General features: G+C 46.7%; 19 protein-coding genes and 2 tRNA genes. 1 reads left to right on the top strand and 20 read right to left on the bottom strand.

Annotated features, from left to right (window positions below):
• Position 1 precedes the first annotated feature (1 nt).
• From FC652_RS10355 to pncC, 8 genes are all read right to left on the bottom strand, one after another.
• Positions 2-78, bottom strand: a tRNA-Arg gene (locus FC652_RS10355).
• A gap of 29 nt (positions 79-107) precedes the next feature.
• Positions 108-199: transfer RNA gene (locus FC652_RS10350), tRNA-Ser, on the bottom strand.
• 380 nt (positions 200-579) lie between these two features.
• The gene (gene csrA, locus FC652_RS10345; protein WP_011079528.1) at positions 580-771 is read right to left on the bottom strand and encodes a carbon storage regulator CsrA; all 192 of its coding nucleotides are present in this window, start codon (positions 769-771) and stop codon (positions 580-582) included.
• Between the two features lie 91 nt (positions 772-862).
• The gene (locus tag FC652_RS10340) at positions 863-2,050 is read right to left on the bottom strand and encodes an aspartate kinase (protein WP_176298494.1); all 1,188 of its coding nucleotides are present in this window, start codon (positions 2,048-2,050) and stop codon (positions 863-865) included.
• 195 nt (positions 2,051-2,245) lie between these two features.
• Positions 2,246-4,828 carry an alanine--tRNA ligase gene (gene alaS / locus FC652_RS10335; RefSeq protein WP_176298493.1) on the bottom strand — a complete coding sequence of 861 codons (2,583 nt, stop codon included), beginning with the start codon at positions 4,826-4,828 and terminating at the stop codon, positions 2,246-2,248.
• A 179-nt stretch (positions 4,829-5,007) separates the two neighbouring features.
• Positions 5,008-5,469, bottom strand: a complete 462-nt coding sequence (gene recX, locus FC652_RS10330; RefSeq protein ID WP_123773057.1) for a recombination regulator RecX — start codon at positions 5,467-5,469, stop codon at positions 5,008-5,010.
• 103 nt (positions 5,470-5,572) lie between these two features.
• Positions 5,573-6,622, bottom strand: a complete 1,050-nt coding sequence (gene recA / locus FC652_RS10325; protein WP_026130625.1) for a recombinase RecA — start codon at positions 6,620-6,622, stop codon at positions 5,573-5,575.
• Between the two features lie 133 nt (positions 6,623-6,755).
• Positions 6,756-7,259 carry a nicotinamide-nucleotide amidase gene (gene pncC / locus FC652_RS10320; RefSeq protein WP_013571128.1) on the bottom strand — a complete coding sequence of 168 codons (504 nt, stop codon included), beginning with the start codon at positions 7,257-7,259 and terminating at the stop codon, positions 6,756-6,758.
• 83 nt (positions 7,260-7,342) lie between these two features.
• On the opposite strand from pncC, the gene mutS reads away from it, so the two are divergent.
• Positions 7,343-9,904 (top strand): DNA mismatch repair protein MutS, encoded by a 2,562-nt coding sequence (gene mutS / locus FC652_RS10315; protein WP_176298492.1) that lies wholly within the window; start codon positions 7,343-7,345, stop codon positions 9,902-9,904.
• Positions 9,905-9,979: 75 nt separating this feature from the next.
• On the opposite strand, the gene rpoS is transcribed toward mutS, so the two are convergent.
• From rpoS to relA, 12 genes are all read right to left on the bottom strand, one after another.
• Positions 9,980-10,972, bottom strand: coding sequence for an RNA polymerase sigma factor RpoS (gene rpoS / locus FC652_RS10310; protein WP_176298491.1), 993 nt, complete (start codon positions 10,970-10,972; stop codon positions 9,980-9,982).
• 79 nt (positions 10,973-11,051) lie between these two features.
• Entirely contained in the window at positions 11,052-11,948 is an 897-nt protein-coding gene (locus FC652_RS10305) for a peptidoglycan DD-metalloendopeptidase family protein (RefSeq protein WP_176298498.1), read from the bottom strand.
• Positions 11,949-11,991: 43 nt separating this feature from the next.
• A complete protein-coding gene (locus FC652_RS10300; RefSeq protein ID WP_011079519.1) occupies positions 11,992-12,618 on the bottom strand; it encodes a protein-L-isoaspartate(D-aspartate) O-methyltransferase in 627 nt (208 codons plus the stop codon).
• Between the two features lie 2 nt (positions 12,619-12,620).
• On the bottom strand, positions 12,621-13,388 hold the full coding sequence (gene surE / locus FC652_RS10295; protein WP_039554647.1) for a 5'/3'-nucleotidase SurE: 768 nt from the start codon (positions 13,386-13,388) through the stop codon (positions 12,621-12,623).
• 5 nt (positions 13,389-13,393) lie between these two features.
• Positions 13,394-14,437: a tRNA pseudouridine(13) synthase TruD gene (gene truD / locus FC652_RS10290; RefSeq protein ID WP_080536661.1), complete on the bottom strand. Its 1,044-nt coding sequence runs from the start codon at positions 14,435-14,437 to the stop codon at positions 13,394-13,396.
• Positions 14,438-14,472: 35 nt separating this feature from the next.
• Positions 14,473-14,949, bottom strand: a complete 477-nt coding sequence (gene ispF / locus FC652_RS10285) for a 2-C-methyl-D-erythritol 2,4-cyclodiphosphate synthase (protein WP_011151152.1) — start codon at positions 14,947-14,949, stop codon at positions 14,473-14,475.
• Complete coding sequence (ispD, locus tag FC652_RS10280) at positions 14,946-15,659, bottom strand: 2-C-methyl-D-erythritol 4-phosphate cytidylyltransferase (protein ID WP_060530752.1); 714 nt, start codon at positions 15,657-15,659, stop codon at positions 14,946-14,948. Before ispD ends, ispF begins: the two co-directional genes overlap by 4 nt.
• Entirely contained in the window at positions 15,659-15,940 is a 282-nt protein-coding gene (gene ftsB / locus FC652_RS10275; RefSeq protein ID WP_011079514.1) for a cell division protein FtsB, read from the bottom strand. Before ftsB ends, ispD begins: the two co-directional genes overlap by 1 nt.
• A gap of 452 nt (positions 15,941-16,392) precedes the next feature.
• On the bottom strand, positions 16,393-17,694 hold the full coding sequence (eno, locus tag FC652_RS10270) for a phosphopyruvate hydratase (RefSeq protein WP_026130622.1): 1,302 nt from the start codon (positions 17,692-17,694) through the stop codon (positions 16,393-16,395).
• Positions 17,695-17,771: 77 nt separating this feature from the next.
• Positions 17,772-19,409 (bottom strand): CTP synthase, encoded by a 1,638-nt coding sequence (locus tag FC652_RS10265; protein ID WP_011079512.1) that lies wholly within the window; start codon positions 19,407-19,409, stop codon positions 17,772-17,774.
• A gap of 191 nt (positions 19,410-19,600) precedes the next feature.
• Positions 19,601-20,410, bottom strand: a complete 810-nt coding sequence (gene mazG, locus FC652_RS10260; protein ID WP_176298490.1) for a nucleoside triphosphate pyrophosphohydrolase — start codon at positions 20,408-20,410, stop codon at positions 19,601-19,603.
• Positions 20,411-20,657: 247 nt separating this feature from the next.
• Entirely contained in the window at positions 20,658-22,883 is a 2,226-nt protein-coding gene (gene relA, locus FC652_RS10255; RefSeq protein WP_176298489.1) for a GTP diphosphokinase, read from the bottom strand.
• Between the last annotated feature and the right edge of the window lie 50 nt (positions 22,884-22,933).

Here is a 22,933-nt window from a genome sequence, read left to right as displayed (position 1 = left end):
ATGGCGCGCTCGAGAGGATTCGAACCTCTGACCGCCTGGTTCGTAGCCAGGTACTCTATCCAGCTGAGCTACGAGCGCGCAATCTATCGTAAAACGATTCGCAAGAATGGCGGTGAAGGAGGGATTCGAACCCTCGATACGGGATAAACCGTATACTCCCTTAGCAGGGGAGCGCCTTCAGCCTCTCGGCCACCTCACCGTCTTGCGGAGGCACATATTACGATTTACCAAAAATAAGTCAAACATTTTCTTTGAAAAAATAGCGCAATACCGCTCAAGCGTTGCCTATTTAATCAATACGTGTGATTAATGAACTTTGTTGCTGTAAAAACAACCTTTAAGCAAGAAAACGACCTTATTGCTGCCCGATGAAATGCACGACCAAATGAGCAAATTATCTGAGCTATGACTTACGAAATTTTCTTGTGCTAAACACGAAGCTGCCCCTTCTTAAATTGCCAAGTTGGAAGTTGCTTCGCCCCTTTACTTTCTAATACTCGGAACAAAAGCATTTAAGAAATTGCAAATATAAAAAAAGGCTGACCTTGATGGCCAGCCTCTATCATTCAAAGATTAAGCTTAGTAGTTACCAGGGGTAACGTTGCCTTTCTCAGCCTGAATGCGCATGTAGATCTCTTCACGGTGTACAGAAACGTCTTTAGGAGCGTTCACACCAATACGAACCTGGTTGCCTTTCACACCCAGTACCGTTACTGTCACTTCGTCACCAATCATTAGTGTTTCGCCTACGCGGCGAGTCAAAATTAGCATTCTTTGCTCCTTGAGTAATCTCTAAATCTCTAGCTACGAGGCTATTATCCAACAAAAGTTATATTTTCGTAAACTACCATGTTTGTGAAAATTAACCTAAAAAGGCTTGTTTCTGCTGAATATTTAAGGCTTCGTTAGAACTAATATAAGCATCGTGCAGTATATTTGCTGCCTGATCGACACTCTCAGGAGATACAACCAACATACTGGACAACGGCGTCACACTTTGATGACGAATCGAAATTCCTCGAGTAGTTAGCGCATCACATGCGTGTTGCATCAACGAATTCGCTTCCAGACCGACGACGGTCAGCAAGCTTACTGCTTCACTATTACGGATTTTATCGTTGAAAACCAGATCCAACTTAGCACAAGCATCCTGTTTTATCATGATACCTGCCCAATCTGTTTCTTCGATCACATTCCAAATTTCAATACCTAACATTTGGCATTGTTTTGTCAAACCGGACAAAGACTCTTTAGAGACTTTAATGACGGCAAGATCGCGCTGCAGAGCTATACCGCAGACAGCTTGTGTGCCAGTCTCTCCCTTGACCAAACTCCCTTCGTTAATATCGAAGGTCGAAAGCACGCGCAGCGGCACTTTATTTTTCCATGCATATTGCACACACGGTAGATGCAGTACCTTAGCTCCCTTTCTAGCCATCTCTTCCATAGAAGGAAAATCAATGATGTCTAGCTTCTGAGCCGTTTTAACCACACGTGGATCACACGTATATATACCATCAACGTCGGTAAAGATTTGACATTCATCGGCAGCCAATGCGCCTGCTAATGTCACAGCACTCGTATCGGAGCCGCCTCGACCTAAAGTGGTGATATCCCCATTTTCATTCACACCCTGAAAACCTGCGACAATCACGATCTGATCTTGTTCAAGCAGCTCGTTAATTGGCTTAGTATCAATGTGTTTAATCGTTGCGTCATTGTGCTGAGTATCCGTCACAATGTTCGCTTGTGCTCCGGTAAGTGAGCGCGCTGCATAGCCTAATTTATTCAGCGTCATTGCTAGCAGTGCCATAGACACTTGCTCACCAGCAGAGAGCAAAACATCAAGTTCCCGGGCCGTAGGTACACTATCTACCTGCTTAGCCAAATCCAATAGTCGGTTGGTTTCACCTGCCATCGCAGAGACAACAACGACAACTTGATTACCATCATTTTTCGCCTTAATGATGTGTTCAGCCACTGTATGAATTCTTTCAATCGACCCCATAGAGGTTCCGCCGAACTTTTGCACGATAAGGGATTTTTTCACCAGTCTTCACCTTCCCAAGACCAAAGTCTCATTCGGACCACTTCCTAGCTGCTCTCACAGATATTCCGCAGTAGTTACAATAAAAACCAAGCAACGTAATTGGCTTGTGTAAATTTCCGCCAATTAAACCACTTGGTTAGCACAAAAAAAATACGCTCAATCAAAAAACTTTGATTGAGCGTAATAATTTATAAATTAAAGACGTTCAGCGATCCACGCGTCGACAGATGCCAGAGCTGAAGGTAGAGCTGAGCTATCGGTACCACCAGCCTGCGCCATATCTGGGCGGCCACCACCTTTACCACCCACTTGCTGCGCAACCATGTTAACGAGCTCGCCCGCTTTCACTTTTGAAGTCAAATCTTGGGTCACACCCGCGATCAGCCCCACTTTATCATCAGCAACGTTACCCAACATAATGATGCCGCTGCCCATTTGGTTTTTCAGCTCATCCACCATGCCGCGCAGTGCTTTGTTATCAGCACCGTCAAGCTTCGCTACTAAGACTTTCACACCCGCAATTTCTTTTACTTGATCAATCAAGTTTGCGCTGGCTTGTGAAGCCAACTTGTCTTTAAGCTGTTGAATCTCTTTCTCTAGCGACTTCGCTTTATTCGCTGCATCTTGAAGTTTCTCTTCGAACTTACGAGCTTGAGCGTCAATCGTCTCCAACGCAGCTTCGCCAGTTACCGCTTCAATACGGCGAATACCTGCCGCAATACCACCTTCTGAAGTGATCTTGAACAAGCCAATATCACCGGTATTTGATGCGTGAATGCCACCACAAAGTTCGGTAGAGAAATCACCCATAGACAACACACGAACTTCGTCATCGTATTTCTCACCGAACAGCGCCATAGCCCCTTTCTGCTTCGCCGATTCGATGTCCATGATGTTGGTTTCAATGGTATGGTTACGACGAATCTGAGCATTCACAAGACGCTCAACTTCTTTCAGCTCTGCTGCCGTAACCGCTTCTAGATGTGAGAAGTCAAAGCGTAAGTTCTCTGCCTTCACCAATGAGCCTTTTTGCGCTACGTGCTCACCAAGCACTTGGCGTAGAGCGGCGTGAAGCAAGTGCGTCGCAGAGTGGTTAAGTGAAATGGCAGCGCGGCGCTCAGCGTCCACGATCGCAGTAACTTGATCACCTTTTGCCAACACACCTTCAACCAACACACCGTGATGCGCAATGGCATTACCCAACTTCTGGGTGTCTTCCACTTGGAATAGACCGGATTCTGTTTTCAACACGCCGCTATCGCCACATTGGCCACCTGATTCAGCGTAGAAAGGCGTTTCTTGCAGAATGACGATCGCTTTGTCGCCTGCAGAAAGCGTTGCGGTCTCCTCACCTTCAACAAACAGAGCAACCACATCGCTACGCTCTTGTGTTGAGGTGTAACCACAAAATTCAGATTGTGCGTCTACTTTGATTTTCGCGTTGTAATCGGTGCCAAATTGGCCAGCTTCACGAGCACGCTGACGCTGCTCTTCCATCGCTTTCTCGAAACCAGCTTCGTCGATAGTGAACTCTCGTTCACGAGCAACATCGTTCGTTAAGTCAGCAGGGAAACCGTAAGTGTCATAAAGCTTGAATACCGTCTCACCGTCAAGTTCTTTACCTTCAAGTGCATCGAGTGCTTCATTGAGGATAACCATGCCGCGCTCTAGTGTGCGGCCAAAGTTCTCTTCTTCGATGCGAAGTACTTTTTCAACAACCGCTTGTTGCTTCTTAAGTTCGTCTGCGGCACTGCCCATCGCTTCAGCCAATACGCCGACAAGTTTGTGGAAGAATACGCCTTGTGCACCTAGCTTGTTACCGTGACGAACGGCACGACGAATGATGCGACGTAGCACGTAACCACGACCTTCGTTTGAAGGCATAACGCCATCCGCGATTAGGAATGAACAAGAGCGGATGTGGTCTGCGATAACGCGTAGCGACTGGTTTGATAGGTCTTCACAACCCACGATTTCAGCTGTCGCTTTGATTAGCTTTTGGAACACATCAATTTCATAGTTTGAATGTACGCCCTGCATGATGGCAGAAATACGCTCAATGCCCATACCGGTATCAACAGACGGCTTAGGAAGCGGCTCCATCGTACCATCGGCATGGCGGTTGAACTGCATGAAAACGTTGTTCCAGATTTCGATGAAACGGTCACCATCCTCTTCAGGAGTGCCAGGACGACCGCCCCAAATGTGTTCACCGTGGTCATAAAAGATCTCAGTACAAGGACCACACGGGCCCGTGTCACCCATAGTCCAGAAGTTGTCTGACTCGTACTGCTTGCCACCTTTTTTATCGCCGATGCGAATGATGCGATCAGCTGGAACACCAACTTTTTGGTTCCAGATATCAAAAGCTTCATCATCCGTTTCGTAAACCGTGACCAAAAGGCGATCTTTTGGCAGTTTTAGCGTCTCAGTTAGGAATTCCCAAGCAAAAGCAATCGCGTCTTCTTTGAAGTAGTCACCAAAGCTGAAGTTACCTAGCATTTCAAAGAAAGTATGGTGACGAGCGGTAAAACCTACGTTTTCTAGGTCATTGTGTTTACCACCTGCACGTACGCAACGTTGAGCCGTAGTTGCTCGAGTGTAGGCACGCTTTTCGGCGCCTAAGAAGCAATCTTTAAATTGGTTCATACCTGCGTTAGTAAATAGCAGGGTTGGATCGTTATGTGGAACCAACGATGAACTGTCTACGATTTGGTGTCCTTTGCTCTCAAAGAACTTGAGGAACGCGTTACGAACCTCATCAGTGCTCATGTACATGCAGCTCTTCCTGAAAATAGTCGAGTTAGAATTTTGCCGTATTGTAGATCATGCTTAAAGCTTCGACTAGTTTTCTTATGGAAAAGAGCGGATGAAATGAAAAAATCGTTTAATCGCGGGAAATCATGATTTCTTCACGAATGTGAGGAAAGAAAATTGGCAGGGAACTGACAGAAACATTATGCTTCATCGCTCAAAGCATAACGTATCTGTTCAAATGAAAAACCACGATATTGGAGAAAGCGAACTTGTTTTGCATACTCTTTTTGTTCTTTGGCCTTCACTCCGTTGAACTTTTTCATCGCAACGGATTTGGCTAACTCAAACCAATCTTGTGGCTCTTCCGCAAATGCATTTTCAACGACAGAATCAGACACTTGTTTAAGCGATAACTCCTGCCGTATGCGTCTTTCGCCATGCCCTTTTCCAACGTGTTGTCGAATTTGGCTTTTGGCATAACGAAGATCATCGAGATAACCATGTTCCAAGCAAAAATGCATTGCACTTTCAATATCTTGACTAGCATACCCTTTAACTGTGAGCTTTTGCTTCAACTCATACTGACCATGATCTCGTCGACTGAGCAGTTGAATCGCCGTGTCTTTGCAATTCATCATTGGTGGCGTAAAGCGATGATGCATCAGAACTCCTTAAATCGGGGGATAAGTAATAACAATAAATCCGAAATGGAAAAGAGAAGAAAAAAGCCCTGCATTGCAGGGCTTAATAAAATAGAGGCTGAAATTAAAACTCTTCTTGCTCTGGCATTTCTTCGACTAACTCTGCCGATTCATCGCTGATGTTTGCTGAAGAAAGCAACAATTCACGCAATTTCGTATCCAATACTTTTGCTACATCTACGTTTTCTTTCAGGTACTTACAAGCGTTCGCTTTACCTTGGCCAATTTTGTCGCCGTTATAGCTGTACCAAGCGCCTGATTTTTCAATCAGCTTACATTTCACGCCTAGGTCAATCAGTTCACCTTCGCGGTTAAAGCCTTGGCCGTACATAATTTGAGTATTGGCTTCTTTAAACGGCGCAGCGATCTTATTCTTCACCACTTTGATACGCGTTTCGTTACCCACTACCTCATCACCTTCTTTGATCGCACCAGTACGGCGAATATCAAGACGAACAGAAGCGTAGAATTTCAGTGCGTTACCACCCGTTGTGGTTTCTGGGTTACCAAACATCACACCGATCTTCATACGGATCTGGTTAATGAAGATACACATACAGTTAGACTGCTTTAGGTTACCCGTTAGCTTACGCATCGCTTGAGATAGCATACGAGCTTGAAGACCCATGTGCGAGTCGCCCATCTCACCTTCGATTTCTGCCTTTGGTGTCAATGCTGCAACAGAGTCGACAACAATAACGTCAACCGCACCTGAGCGAGCAAGAGCATCACAGATTTCCAATGCTTGTTCACCGGTGTCAGGCTGAGATACCAACAATTGGTCGATATTAACGCCAAGCTTCTTCGCATACACAGGATCCAACGCGTGCTCGGCATCGATAAACGCACAAGTTTTGCCTTCACGTTGAGCCGCAGCAATCAGCTCAAGTGTCAACGTGGTTTTACCTGAAGATTCTGGACCAAAAATTTCAACGATACGGCCCATTGGTAAACCACCCGCACCCAGCGCAATATCCAGAGATAGTGAACCTGTCGAGATGGTTTCAACATCCATCGCACGGTTGTCACCTAGGCGCATGATTGAACCTTTACCGAACTGCTTTTCAATTTGACCTAGTGCGGCGGCCAGTGCCTTCTGTTTGTTCTCGTCCATTACTCTCTCCAGATAGTCACTCTCAGGTGATAGGTAATTATGTCGAAATAGGGTCGACAATGTTTGTCATGTCGGGGCTCATTATACTGTTGATTTGTACAGTGTCCACCCCTGTATAAAAAAATTTCGCCTGTTATTGACGTTCACTATCATTTTTCAGTAACGCATCACACAAGACTTTTAAACTGTATTCAATCGCTTGTATGCGAACTTTTGCTCTATCGCCAGCAAAATAGCAAGTCTCACACCGTAGCCATCCATGCTTATCCGCAAAACCAAAACAAACGGTGCCAACAGGCTTTTCCGGGCTACCGCCGCTCGGCCCTGCAATGCCGCTAATGGAAACCGCGATAGTTGCATTCGAATGGGCTAAAGTCCCCAGTACCATTTCTTTGACCACCGCCTCCGAGACCGCACCAAAGTCGGCCAAGGTTTTTTCTGCCACCCCCAACATTTCTTGCTTTGCTTCATTGCTGTAAGTGACAAATGCACGATCAAACCAAGCCGAGCTGCCTGCGACTTCCGTGACCATGTTTGCAACACCACCGCCAGTACACGATTCGGCGGTAGCCAACACTTCACCTTGTTGCAAAAGACGCTCACCCAGTTGTTCTGATAATTGTATTAGTGATTGCATGCCGATTTCCCTTTTCTCTCTTTTACACTATCAGTGATTCACGTATCCTAAGCCGCAAACAGTCCAAACTAAAGATAAAAACCGTGAAAGCTGAACAACAACATACCCCAATGATGCAGCAATACCTCAGATTGAAGGCAGAAAATCCTGATATTTTGCTGTTTTATCGCATGGGCGACTTCTACGAACTTTTTTACGATGATGCAAAGAAGGCGTCGCAGTTGCTGGATATTTCTCTCACCAAGCGCGGCGCTTCGGCAGGAGAACCCATTCCGATGGCAGGTGTGCCATTTCATGCCGTTGAAGGGTATTTAGCCAAATTGGTTCAGCTTGGGGAATCGGTGGCGATCTGCGAACAAGTTGGCGATCCTGCCACCAGTAAAGGCCCAGTAGAGCGTAAAGTCGTTCGTATTGTCACGCCGGGTACGGTAACGGATGAAGCTTTACTGTCTGAACGTTTGGATAACTTAATTGCCGCGATTTATCACCACAATGGTAAATTCGGCTACGCCACCTTGGACATTACTTCTGGTCGTTTCCAATTAGTTGAACCTCAGTCTGAAGAGGCAATGGCAGCTGAGCTACAACGCACCTCTCCGCGTGAGTTACTCTTCCCAGAAGATTTTGAGCCCGTTCATTTGATGACAGGCCGTAACGGCAACCGTCGTCGTCCAGTTTGGGAGTTCGAACTCGAAACGGCCAAACAACAACTCAACCAGCAATTTGGCACCAAAGACTTGGTCGGTTTTGGCGTAGAAAATGCGGTTTTAGGATTGTGCGCCGCAGGTTGCTTGATCCAGTATGTCAAAGATACTCAACGTACAGCACTGCCTCATATCCGCGCGCTTACTTATGATCGCCAAGATGACTCGGTTATCCTTGATGCCGCGACCAGACGCAATCTCGAGCTGACTCAAAACCTTGCTGGCGGAAGTGACAACACGCTTGCTGCGGTTTTGGATCGTTGTGCGACGCCGATGGGAAGCCGGATGCTGAAACGTTGGATCCATCAACCAATGCGCTGTATTACCACGCGAGAGCATCGCCTAGACGCCATCGCCGAACTGAAAGAACAAGCTCTATTTAGCGATATTCATCCTGTGGTGAAACAAATCGGCGATATTGAACGTATTTTGGCTCGCTTAGCACTCCGCTCTGCTCGTCCACGCGATCTCGCGCGATTACGCCATGCGATGCAGCAGCTACCCGAATTGGCTCAGACGTTGTCTTCACTGGGCAATAGCCATCTCAAATCACTGGCCACGGCAGCCGCTCCAATGGATGATGTGTGCGAATTGCTCGAGCGTGCCATTAAAGAAAACCCGCCGGTTGTGATTCGCGATGGTGGGGTCATTGCCGAAGGGTACAGCGCAGATTTGGATGAATGGCGCGATCTTGCAGACGGTGCCACGGGCTACTTGGAAAAACTCGAAGAGGAAGAGCGTGATCGCCACGGTATCGATACACTGAAAGTGGGATACAACAATGTCCACGGCTTCTACATCCAAGTAAGCCGCGGTCAAAGCCATTTGGTTCCACCACACTATGTTCGCCGTCAAACGCTGAAAAACGCTGAACGCTACATCATTCCTGAACTGAAAGAGCACGAAGACAAAGTTCTCAACTCAAAATCAAAAGCATTAGCCATTGAAAAGCAACTGTGGGAAGAGCTCTTTGATTTATTGCTCCCTCACCTAGCTCGTTTGCAAGAGTTGGCAGCAGCGGTTGCACAATTGGATGTATTGCAAAATTTGGCGGAGCGTGCTGATACGCTGGATTATTGCCGCCCAAATTTAACCAAAGATCCCGTCGTTCACATTACCGCGGGTCGTCACCCTGTGGTTGAACAAGTCACTTCCGATCCCTTTATTGCCAACCCAATTGAACTGAACAGCCAACGTAAGATGTTGATCATCACCGGTCCAAACATGGGGGGTAAGTCCACCTACATGCGCCAAACCGCATTGATTGCTTTAATGGCGCACATTGGTTCTTACGTTCCTGCAGAATCGGCCACCATTGGCTCTATTGATCGCATCTTTACTCGAATTGGTGCATCGGATGATCTCGCGTCAGGTCGTTCAACCTTCATGGTAGAAATGACAGAAACAGCCAATATCTTGCACAACGCGACAGCAAATAGCCTAGTTTTGATGGATGAAATTGGCCGTGGTACCAGTACCTATGATGGCCTTTCCCTAGCGTGGGCAAGCGCACACTGGCTTGCGACTCAGATTGGGGCAATGACGCTATTTGCGACGCATTACTTTGAACTGACAGAACTGCCAAATCAACTTCCTCACTTGGCCAACGTGCATCTTGATGCGGTTGAGCATGGCGACAGCATCGCCTTTATGCACGCCGTACAAGAGGGGGCGGCAAGCAAATCCTACGGTTTGGCGGTTGCGGGGTTAGCGGGCGTTCCAAAAACGGTGATTAAAAACGCCCGTCAAAAATTGTCTCAACTTGAGCTACTCAGCGCAGAGGGTTCGCAGCCGAAAGCAAGAACAGTGGATATCGCTAACCAATTGAGCCTTATTCCAGAGCCAAGTGAAGTAGAACAAGCGTTGGCCAGCATCGATCCGGATGATCTGACCCCACGCCAAGCGTTAGAAGCCCTATATCGTTTAAAGAAAATGCTCTAACGTTTTTAAACGAACCTCACTAAAATGACAAAAGGCTATGATTCCATAGCCTTTTTTCTATTGGAGAATGCAAATTCAATCCATATCGATATCAAACAAGTTTTCCATATTCAAACCTTGTTTGATCAGAACTTCACGGAGGCGACGTAACCCTTCAACCTGAATCTGGCGTACTCGCTCGCGAGTTAAACCAATCTCTTGCCCAACCTCTTCCAGCGTTGAAGGCTCATAACCCAACAAACCAAAGCGACGTGCCAACACTTCTTTTTGTTTCGGATTGAGCTCTTCCAACCAATGAATCAAGGAAACACGCATGTCTTCATCTTGCGTTGAAACCTCTGGGTCAGAGTTGTTTGCATCAGGAATAATATCCAATAACGCCTTCTCCCCATCTCCACCAATCGGTGTATCGACAGAACTAATGCGCTCGTTCAAACGCAGCATTTTGCTCACATCGTCAACCGGAATCTCCAGTTGTGCAGCGATCTCTTCAGCGGTTGGTTCATGATCGAGTTTTTGAGAAAGTTCACGCGCCGTACGTAAATAAATGTTCAGCTCTTTAACAACATGGATAGGTAAACGGATGGTTCGAGTCTGATTCATTAAAGCGCGTTCGATGGTTTGGCGAATCCACCATGTCGCGTAAGTTGAGAAGCGGAAACCACGCTCTGGATCGAATTTCTCTACCGCGCGGATCAAACCAAGGTTACCCTCTTCAATCAAATCAAGCAGTGCAAGACCGCGATTACTGTAACGGCGAGAAATCTTAACCACTAGACGTAAGTTACTTTCAATCATACGTTTACGCGCGGCTTCATCGCCTCGCAAAGCACGACGAGCATAAAGGACTTCTTCTTCTGCGGTTAGTAACGGTGAAAAGCCAATCTCACCCAAATAAAGTTGGGTCGCATCTAAGCTTTTGTTGTTGGTATCAAAGTCCTCACGGAGTGAGACTTTATCATCGGAAAGTTCTTCTTTTTCATTCACTTCAATATCATCGTTAAAATCATCATCCATCTGATTAACATCGAAGTCTTTAACTTTGGTTACTGTGTTGCTGATACTCATAACGCCTCCCCATGGCGAGTTAGCAAGACATTACAACTTTAAATGTCGCTAGTTGTGTCGCAAGTTGCTCAAAGTTGAATTAGGGTAAGTAGCGCTTTGGATTCACTGACTTCCCTTGATATCGGATTTCAAAATGCAACATCACTGTTTTTGCTCCAGAGCTGCCCATCGTGGCGATTTGTTGCCCAGCTTTCACTGATTGACCTTCCGATACCAGTAACCGATCGTTATGCGCATAGGCACTGAGGTAATTATCGTTATGTTTGACAATAACTAAATTGCCATAACCTCTTAGTGCGTTACCCGAATAAACAACCGTACCTTCTGCCGTTGATACGATGGCTTGACCTCGCTGTCCTGCGATATCAATGCCTTTATTTCCTTGTTCTCCTGCAGAGAAGTTTTTGATTACTCTCCCTTTTGTTGGCCACTGCCACTTGGCTATTTTTTGGTTATTTGCCGGTGGTGGTGAAGTGACGGGTTTAACATTTTCTTTACCTTTTGAACCAACATACTCCTTTGGTTTGGATTGATCAATCCCCTTAACTGGATCTTTTTTAACCACCTGAGGTTCGGATTTAGTGTTTTTTGAAGTAGAGTTTTTATTCGACTTTTGTGGTGTTGTAGGGGCTGGTTTAGGAGCTGTCACAGCGACAGTTGACACAGCAACCACAGTGGTAGCAGGGGTTTCTACCGTGTGGCCATAATTAGGTGCGACATAAGCAGGTGCCCACAACTTGAGTTTCTGGCCCGGATAAATCGTGTAAGGCTCGGTCAAATTATTGAAACGGATTAACTCATTTACATCTTTATCTGTGACGTAGGAAATAAAATACAGCGTGTCGCCCTTTTCAACCTCGTAGTAACTGCCGCGATAGCTACCACGATCAACCGTGTTATAGTCTTTACTCAATCCCGTGACCGGCGCAGGAGTATGCGCAGCACAGCCTACCAGTAAAGCTGTACTGAGCATCATTGACCCAAGTAAATAAAGACGCTTACTCACACCTAATCTCAAATTATGCCAAGTCTCCGGCGATCAGCGGCACAAAGTTCACCGCTTCGATCACTTGGGAAACAAACTGATCTTTTTGACGCTCAATCAAGATCAACTGCTGCTCATCCGTACCGACAGGGAGTACCATGCGGCCACCATCATTCAATTGTTGGAGTAACACCGGTGGAACACTTTCTGCTGCGGCGGTCACAATGATCGCGTCAAAAGGTCCTTTATTTTCCCAGCCAAGCCAGCCGTCGCCATGCTTAGTCGAGACATTGTAGATATCCAACTGTTTTAAGCGACGTTTTGCATCCCACTGTAAAGATTTGATTCGCTCAACAGAATATACATGCTCAACCAGAAGCGCTAATACTGCGGTTTGATAACCCGACCCAGTGCCAATTTCCAATACTTTACTGTCTCTTTTGAGACGCAAAAGTTCCGTCATTTTGGCCACAATATAGGGCTGAGAGATCGTCTGACCTTGACCAATAGGCAATGCGTTGTTGTCATAAGCCTGATGCATCATAGCTTGTGACAAAAAACACTCTCTCGGTACACGAGCGATGGCAGATAGCACTTCGCTATCACGGATGCCATTGACCGCTAAGAAATGAACCAATCTTTCTGCTTGAGGATTGCTCATGATTACTTTTCCTTTAGCCAAGTATCCATCGCTCGGAGCGATTCATGGGCAGTTAAATCAACTTGCAGTGGTGTAATGGACACATAGCCTTGTTCAATCGCATGAAAATCGGTTCCCTCCCCCGCATCTTGCTCTTTACCCGGAGGGCCTAACCAATAGATTTCATGACCACGGGGATCAAGCTGCTTGATCATATTCTCTGCATGATGGCGCGCGCCTAAACGAGTCACTCGTATCTCTTTTAGCTGTTCGAGCGGCAGATCCGGAATATTGATATTCAATAAACGATTGGTCGGAATAGGTTTCGCTAAATGTTGCTCAACGATCCGCTTAGCAATGGTTGCTGCGGTTTTAAAGTGGGTTTTGCCAACCAAAGAAAAAGCGATCGACTGCACGCCAAGAAAATGCCCTTCCATCGCTGCGGCGACCGTGCCCGAATAAAGCACGTCATCCCCCAGATTGGCGCCATGATTGATGCCACTTAACACTAAGTCTGGGAGATCATTTTTCAGTAGTTCGTTTAAAGCAAAATGGACACAATCTGTCGGCGTGCCTTGCACTGAATACACATTTTCTTCAACACAGGTCACTCGCAGCGGCTGTTCCAGTGTTAACGAATTCGACGCTCCTGAGCGATTGCGATCCGGAGCAACGATGATCACTTCTGCCAATGTTCTTAGCTCACTAGCTAACGTGCGAATACCTTCTGCGAAAACGCCATCGTCATTACTCAGCAAAATGCGCAGCGGTTTAGCTTGCTTATCTTCCATGATAATTAAAATTCTCTTTCAAATGCGATTTCTTGTACTAGCTCGCGGATAATAGACGTAGCAAAAGAGCCTGCATCGAGCGAGAAAGTCAGGATGATGTTATTGCCATCCACTTGCCAACTGAGATTGGCTGGCTTCAATGCGATCGCTCGGCGATCGTGTCTCATGCGATTGCCGCGAATCAGCGCCATAAGATCGGGTTCAGCATCTAAGAACACTTGCTCTAGCGCCAACGCATCATCTTGAGTCGGCAAGGCATTATCGCCAGCCAAGGCACCACTGATCACCAAGTCGCCAGCATCATATTGAGACTGGAGATCCGCATGATTTTCTGCACTCACCAATAGCTGTTCATCCCCCTTAAATAGGATGTCGCCTAGTAAAACCTTATCGAACCGTGATTGCTCAAGTCGCGCCGAGACAATTAAATTGAAGATCCATGAACGCGCAGCAGACAAGTAGAGGCTACGTTGATTTTGATTACGGCTACGAACATTGTCTCTACCCCAACGTTTTGCTTCTTGCAGGTTATTGCCATTATTACCAAAACGCTGATTACCGAAGTAATTTGGAACACCGAGTTTTGCGACCGTCTCTAGACGTTTGAGCACATCGTCCACATCCGAGACTTCGGATAGCGTCACGACAAAATCGTTCCCAACAAGATCCCCTGGTCGTAATTTCTTGTTATGACGTGCGGTAGCGAGGATTTCAATCGATGGGTATTGTGCGAGAAAAGCGGAAAAATCCGGTGTTTCCGCTTTAGGCAAATGGACACTAAGCCATTGTTCCGTCACCGCGTGGCGATCTTTCAAGCCAGCCCAGCTGACGTCTTTTGATTTCACGCCACATGCTTTCGCCAATTCATTGGCAACAAAGGAGGTGTTCTCACCAGTTTTTCGAATGCGCACCATCAAGTGCTCACCAGAACCAGTGAACTCAAAACCTAAGTCTTCTCTTACCTGAAAATGTTCTGGTTTTGCTTTGATTTTTGCTTGTGCGGTTGGTTTACCCGCTAAATAGGCCAGAGAAGCCAAAGTGTCTGTCATAGAACTATCCACTGCCAGTTTTGCTAATGCTAATATTATTGCTTAATCAGTAACACAACGGCTTCCGTTGCAATACCTTCTTTGCGTCCTGTAAAACCCAAACGCTCGGTTGTTGTCGCTTTGACATTAATGTTACGAATATCGGTTTCCAAGTCGTGAGCAATGGCTTCACGCATGGCATCGATATAAGGGGCCATTTTGGGTGCTTGCGCAATGATGGTCACATCCGCATTCCCCAGTTTGTAACCTTGTTCTTTGACTCGGCGATAAACGTCTTTCAACAATTCTCGACTGTCTGCCCCTTTCCATTTGTCATCCGTATCTGGGAAATGGCGACCAATATCACCCGCGGCAATCGCCCCCAGCAGAGCATCGCTTAACGCATGTAAAGCAACATCACCATCGGAGTGAGCAATGAGTCCTTGTTCATAAGGAACCGCAACACCACCGATGATAACCGGGCCTTCGCCACCAAATTTGTGTACATCGAAACCGTGACCAATTCTAATCATTTTCTATCCTTTTCTCGGCTCAAATAAAATTCCGCTAAAGCGAGATCTTCAGGTTGAGTGACTTTGATGTTACTCGAACACCCTTGAACTAAAGCTGGCAGCTCTCCTCGCCACTCTAGCGCAGAGGCTTCGTCGGTAATCGCCACACCTTGCGCCAACGCATCGCTTAGCGCGTCTGTCAGTACTTCGGCTTTGAACATTTGCGGCGTTAAGGCATGCCAAAGTGCATTGCGATCCACTGTATGGTCGATCATTTGTTGTGCGTTGGCGCGCTTCATGGTGTCACGTACGGGCGTCGCCAAAATCCCACCCGTTTCATGCGAGGAGCAGCGTTCAATCAAGGCATCAATATCTTGATGAGCAACACAAGGTCTTGCTGCATCATGCACGAGAACCCAATCCGTTTTTTGTGGCTGCTGCGAAAGGAAACGTAACGCCGATAACACCGAATCTGCACGCTCTTTCCCACCAGCGACACGAATGATATCGGGATGCTGCGCAATGGCGAGCTCTGAGTAATAGGGGTCGTCTTCACTCACGGCAACGACGACTTGTGTAATGGCCGGGTGAGAGAGCAACCTTTCGATGGTATGTTCTAAAATGGTTTTGCCGTGAATCTGCAAATACTGCTTTGGTCGATCTGCCTTCATTCGACTGCCGACACCAGCGGCTGGTACCACTGCAACCAATGACGTCATACTACGCGCCATTATTGATTCTCCTCACCGACAATGCGATAGAACGTCTCACCTTCTTTCAGCATACCCAGCTCGTGACGAGCACGCTCTTCAATGGCATCGAGACCTTGCTTCAAGTCATCTATCTCTGCGTACATTTCACTGTTTCTTGCCTGCAACTTGGTGTTCACCAATTGCTGCGCTTCAATATCACTTTCAATCGTGTAGTAATCGGAAACCCCATTTTTACCAAACCACAGGGTGTACTGCAGCCAGCCAAACAGTAAGGTTAAAACGAGAATAAACAGTCGCATGGCAATTTACTTATGACTTATTAGAAGGAAAGATTGATCAAGCCCTGTTTATAGCACAATTAGCTCATTGGCTCTAGAGAGGGTTAGACAGAAGAAAGTGAAGAGAATGACAGAGCCTTATGCACGGTCACTTTTATTTATCGAAGATAGGGGGACTCGCGGAAATATTGGCGATAAAAAAACACCCCGCAAACGCGAGGTGCTTTTAAAGTTTCAAACTAAGCGATTAATTCTGTTGAGAATTAAGCTTGGCCTTTCACTTCTTTAAGACCGTTGAAAGGAGCACGACCAGCTAGAGCTTCCTCGATACGGATTCGTTGGTTGCTTTCTTTTAGGCATAGCAGCAACACGGTCAGAACGGCTCATCGCTCTTTAACTCTATTCTCTAAAAAAAAAACCCCGCCGTAGCGAGGGTTTTACCGTTAGATAACCAACGTTAATTCTGTTGCGAATTAAGCTTGGCCTTTCACTTCTTTAAGACCGTTGAAAGGAGCACGACCAGCTAGAGCTTCCTCGATACGGATTAGTTGGTTGTACTTAGCAACACGGTCAGAACGGCTCATAGAACCAGTCTTGATTTGACCTGCTGCAGTACCTACCGCTAGATCAGCGATAGTTGCATCTTCAGTTTCGCCAGAACGGTGAGAGATTACTGCTGTGTAACCTGCGTCTTTAGCCATCTTGATTGCAGCTAGAGTCTCAGTTAGAGAACCGATTTGGTTGAACTTGATTAGGATAGAGTTAGCGATGCCTTTCTCGATACCTTCAGCTAGGATCTTAGTGTTTGTAACGAATAGATCGTCACCAACTAGTTGGATCTTGTCGCCTAGAAGTTGAGTTTGGTGTGCGAAACCAGCCCAATCAGACTCGTCTAGACCATCTTCGATAGATACGATTGGGAATTGCTCAACTAGACCAGCTAGGTAGTGGTTGAACTCTTCAGAAGTGAACGTTTTGCCTTCACCTTTCAAGTTGTAGATGCCAGCTTCTTTGTCGAAGAACTCAGATGCTGCACAGTCCATAGCAAGAGTAACGTCTTTACCTAGCACGTAACCCGCTGCTGCAACTGCTTCTGCGATAACTTCTAGCGCTTCAGCGTTAGACTTAAGGTTAGGAGCGAAACCACCTTCGTCACCAACTGCAGTGTTGTAGCCTTTAGACTTAAGAACTTTAGCTAGGTTGTGGAATACTTCCGCACCCATGCGAACTGCTTCTTTCAGAGTTTTTGCGCCAACTGGTTGGATCATGAACTCTTGGATGTCAACGTTGTTGTCAGCGTGCTCACCACCGTTGATGATGTTCATCATTGGTAGAGGCATAGAGAACTGACCAGCAGTACCGTTTAGCTCAGCGATGTGCTCGTATAGAGGCATGCCTTTAGAAGCAGCCGCTGCTTTAGCGTTAGCTAGAGAAACTGCTAGGATTGCGTTCGCACCAAACTTAGATTTGTTTTCAGTGCCGTCTAGCTCGATCATGATAGCGTCGATCGCTGCTTGATCTTTCGCATCTTTACCAACTAGAGCGTCAGCGATTGCACCGTTTACCGCTTCAATCGCTTTAAGAACACCTTTACCTAGGAAACGTGCTTTGTCACCGTCACGTAGCTCAAGCGCTTCGCGAGAACCAGTAGATGCGCCAGATGGAGCTGCCGCCATACCTACGAAACCGCCTTCTAGGTGTACTTCAGCTTCAACAGTTGGGTTACCACGTGAGTCGATGATTTCACGACCTAGAACTTTAACGATCTTAGACATTAATGTTTCCTCTCGTTCAAATATAAATGTCAAATTTAAAGGGCGGCAGCACAACCTTTGCAACCGCCCGTATCCTTTTACTTCAGTTCGCCGCGCGCGTTTTCACCCGCTGCTTTAATAAAGCCAGAGAACAGTGGGTGACCGTCACGTGGCGTAGAAGTGAACTCTGGGTGGAACTGAGCAGCCACAAACCATGGGTGGTTCGGGTTCTCGATCATCTCAACCAGTTTCTTGTCCGCAGACAGACCAGATACTTTTAGGCCTGCTTTTTCAATTTGTGGACGAAGATTGTTGTTCACTTCGTAACGGTGGCGGTGACGTTCATGGATCGTATCGCTACCGTATAGCTCACGAGCTTTAGTGCCTTTCGCTAGGTGACATAGTTGCGAACCTAGACGCATCGTACCACCAAGATTTGACGATTCAGTACGTTCTTCCACGTTACCTTCACTGTCCACCCATTCCGTGATCAAACCTACCACAGGGTACTTGGTGTCTTTGTTAAATTCTGTTGAATGTGCACCTTCCATACCCGCAACGTTGCGCGCGTATTCAATCAGTGCCACTTGCATACCTAAGCAAATACCTAGATAAGGAACCTTGTTCTCACGAGCGTATTTCGCCGCAAGAATCTTGCCTTCGATACCACGGTCGCCAAAACCACCAGGTACAAGGATTGCGTCAAGTCCTTGCAGAACTTCAACGCCTTTGGTTTCTACGTCCTGAGAGTCTACATATTTAATGTTAACGCTCAAGCGATTTTTCAAACCTGCATGTTTAAGCGCTTCGTTTACTGATTTATACGCATCAGGTAGTTCGATGTATTTACCCACCATACCGATAGTAACTTCACCAGTTGGGTTCGCTTCTTCGTAAATCACCTGTTCCCATTCAGACAGATCCGCTTCTGGCGCATTAATGCCAAAACGTGCACAAACGAGATCATCAAGACCTTGAGATTTGATCAGTTGAGGGATCTTGTAGATAGAATCTACGTCCTTCATGGAGATTACCGCTTTCTCAGGAACGTTACAGAACAGCGCAATCTTCTTACGCTCGTTCGCTGGGATCATGCGATCTGAGCGGCAAACTAGGATATCTGGCTGGATACCGATTGATAGCAGCTCTTTAACAGAGTGCTGAGTCGGTTTTGTTTTCACTTCGCCTGCGGCTGCAAGGTAAGGAACAAGTGTTAGGTGCATGAACATAGCGCGTTCACGGCCGATTTCAACGGCTAGCTGACGAATCGCTTCCATAAATGGTAGAGATTCGATATCACCAACAGTACCACCCACTTCAACGATCGCAACGTCATGACCTTGAGAACCATTGATCACGCGGTCTTTGATATCGTTTGTGATATGAGGGATAACTTGGATAGTTGCACCTAGATAGTCACCGCGACGCTCTTTCGCGAGAACGTCTGAGTAAACACGACCTGCAGTGAAGTTGTTGCGCTTAGTCATCTTAGTGCGGATGAAACGCTCGTAGTGACCAAGGTCTAGGTCTGTTTCGGCGCCATCTTCTGTAACGAACACTTCACCATGTTGAGTTGGGCTCATTGTGCCTGGATCAACGTTGATGTAAGGGTCAAGCTTCATCATAGTCACTTTAAGACCACGAGCTTCTAAAATCGCTGCAAGAGATGCTGCTGCAATACCTTTACCTAGAGAGGATACAACCCCGCCAGTAACAAAAATGTAATTTGTCGTCATGTTTAACCTGAAATTGGTTGAATGAGGGAAACGGATTTCTTCTGGACGGGACGAAAATATACCAGAAGACCCTAACCGCCACAACGTGAAATCTATCACACGCCAATTTTTTATTTTTTGCTTCAAATCAAAGTGGATAAACACCAATCGAGTTGAATAAAAAATAGTTGAGTCAAATGTGTCTCAAATTTCTACTCGGCAGCTTGACTGCGTTCCGCGCGCTTCACTTGATCCCAAATGGCATCCAACTCTGCTAAATCGCACTCTTCAAGCTTCTTACCTTTTGCGTGCACACCTTTTTCTACTTGCTTGAATCGATTAGAAAACTTGAGATTAGCCTTGCTCAATGCCGCTTCTGGATTGACCTGCAAATGACGCGCTAAGTTGACGGTGGCGAACAGCAAATCCCCCAGCTCAAGCTCCACTTTTTCATCATCGACATCGACTTGAAGCGCCTCTTCCACCACTTCATCAATTTCTTCTTTGACTTTATCGACCACTGGCCCAAGTGAATCCCAATCAAAACCATAATGAGCGCATTTTTTCTGGATCTTTGTAGCACGCATTAACGCAGGTAGAGAGTTTGGTATTGAGTCTAGAATACTTTGCTCATTTTTGCCTACTTGCGCCTTCTCTTTGGCCTTTTCCGCTTCCCAATTGGCTTTTATTTCTGCTTCTGTCTCAAATTCGATTTGGCCAAAGACATGGGGATGGCGGCGGGTCAGTTTTTCGTTCACGGTTTCCACCACGGCGGAAAAATCAAACAACCCCTGCTCTTTTGCTAACTGGCTGTAGAAAATCACCTGAAACAGCAGATCACCCAACTCTTCCTGCAAGTTTGACCAATCGCGATTATGAATCGCATCCACCACTTCGTACGTTTCTTCGATAGTGTGAGGAACAATGGTGTCGAAACTCTGTTTTAAATCCCAAGGGCAACCACTGTGCGGGTCACGCAGCTTCGCCATAATTTGTTCTAATTGTTCAATTGGATGACTCATTTCTTGTCCCTTAAACACAAGTTTTCTCACTAGGAGCTCTTTTAAACAAAAAGGTGAGCAGCATAACCACTCACCTTTATTTTTAATTCTTCCCGTACGTTAGGGAAAGAGTACTTTTATTTTTACTAAGTAGTTGGCTCTTCTAACAAGGCGGTAATCTTGTAAGTCTCCTTAGCATAGCTCGCCTATGTGATGGAGCGAAACAAGTGAAACCAACGTAGTTAGAAAGCCAAATACGACGTAAAAATTAGCCGAGGCGTTTCACCAACATCACATCCTTGATCTGCTCAACACGTTTCATGATGCGAGTCAGCACTTCAATGTTGGTCACTTCGAGTTCGAAATCCATCACATTGAGATGGGTGCGGTAATCAAGCCGACTCTTCATGCTGATGATTTTGATTTTCTCATTCGCCAACATGGTGGTGATGTCTTTTAGCAAACCACTTCGCTCCATCGCCTCGACACGAACGGTCAACATGTAGGAGCCGACAACATCACGCCCCCAGACGGTATCTATGATACGTTCTGGTGCATGGTGACGTAGCTCTTCAAGCTGTTCACAATCGGCTCTGTGTACTGAGATGCCACGACCTTGCGTGATGTAACCACAGATCTCATCACCCGGTATTGGTTGACAGCAACGGGCTAAGTGAGACATCAGGTTATCGACCCCTTGCACAACCACGGCATCTTTGCGTGGACGAGTTGGACTACCTGCCGCTTTATTGCCCGCTTCTTGCAGTTTTTCGAGTGCTTGACGATCTTCTTCTTCAGCCGTTAGCTTGTTCACTAAGGCATTAATATGATTCAAGATTTGGTTAATGCGCAAATCGCCACTGCCCACACCCACGTACAACTCATCGGCTGACTTCACGTTAAAACGTTTTACGGCGTACTGCTCTGCATCTTTTAGCGTTGCACCAATTTTCGCCAGTTCGTTTTCAAGGATCTCACGGCCAGCTTCGAGGTTTTTCTCACGGCTCTGTTTGCGGAACCAAGCGTTGATTTTCGCCCGAGCACGACCTGAGGTCACAAACCCCAATGACGGGTTTAACCAATCGCGGGACGGGTTCGGCTCTTTCTGGGTGATAATTTCCACTTGATCGCCCATGTTGAGTTTATGGGTGAATGGGACGATGCGCCCAGCCACCTTGGCACCGATACAACGATGGCCCACCTCTGAGTGAATATGGTAGGCAAAATCAAGTGGTGTCGCGCCCATTGGCAAGTCAACAACATCACCACGCGGGGTAAAGGCGTAAACGCGGTCATCAAACACTTGGCTGCGCAGCTCGTCGAGCATTTCGCCCGAGTCTGACATCTCTTCTTGCCAATCCAGCAGTTTGCGTAGCCAGGTGATTTTCTCATCGTAACCACTGCGACCGCTGCTGCTGCCTTCTTTGTATTTCCAGTGCGCGGCAACCCCGAGTTCCGAATCTTCATGCATCTGCTTGGTGCGGATTTGAATCTCGATGGTTTTGCCTTCTGGGCCGAGTACCACGGTATGAATCGACTGGTAACCATTCGGTTTTGGGTTGGCGACATAGTCGTCGAACTCACTTGGCAGATGCTTATATTTGGTGTGCACCACACCCAATGCGGCGTAACAATCTTGCAGTTTATCGGCAATAATCCGCACCGCACGCACGTCAAACAGCTCATCAAACTCTAAGCTCTTCTTCTGCATTTTGCGCCAAATACTGTAGATGTGTTTAGGGCGACCACTGACTTCGGCGTTAATGCCGCACTCTTTCATTTCTTCAGAAAGGTCATCGACAAAGTCTTTGATGTATTGTTCGCGCACAATACGACGCTCAGATAACTGCTTGGCAATTTGCTTGTAGGTATCTGGCTGTTGATAGCGAAAAGCATAATCTTCGATTTCCCACTTTAACTGACCAATGCCTAAACGGTTGGCCAGTGGGGCATAGATATTGGCACACTCTTTGGCTGCGGCGCGGCGCACTTCATCTGGCGCTTTTTTCACTTCAATCAGATTGCAGATACGCTCAGCCAATTTGATGACCACGCAACGGAAGTCATCCACCATCGCCAGCAACATGCGACGCACATTGTCGACTTGCGCAGAAGCCGCACTGCCTTCAAGAGTGATGTTTAGCTGGCCAATCGCCGCCATTTCATCCACACCATCAATCAGCTTGATGATCTCTTTACTGTAGTGCTCTTCTAATGGCTCGCGTGCAAAAGCACCACTTGAGACTAATGGGAACAGTTGCGCGGCAACCAAGGTGGCCTTATCCATGGATAAGGTGACGAGAATTTCAATCATTTCTCGTCCCCGCCACAACAGAAGTTCGGCGTGTTCATGACCTTGCAGAATGGTCTGACAGTGGCGATAGACTTCAATAAGGCGCTTGGAGACGCCCGCGTCTTGTTTCAGGCTTGCCACCCAGCTTTCCAGCTCAAACTGTTCGTTTTGATTCAAATGTGCGCTTCTTACCGCAACCATCTTATTATCCTAATATTGCTTTTTCAGTTTCGACTAACAGCATCCCAGTT

The organism is Vibrio sp. 05-20-BW147 (assembly GCF_013369385.1).
Classification (GTDB): Bacteria; Pseudomonadota; Gammaproteobacteria; order Enterobacterales; family Vibrionaceae; genus Vibrio; species Vibrio floridensis.
Note: the sequence above shows the minus strand (reverse complement) of the source record. Positions and strands in the feature narration are given on the sequence as shown.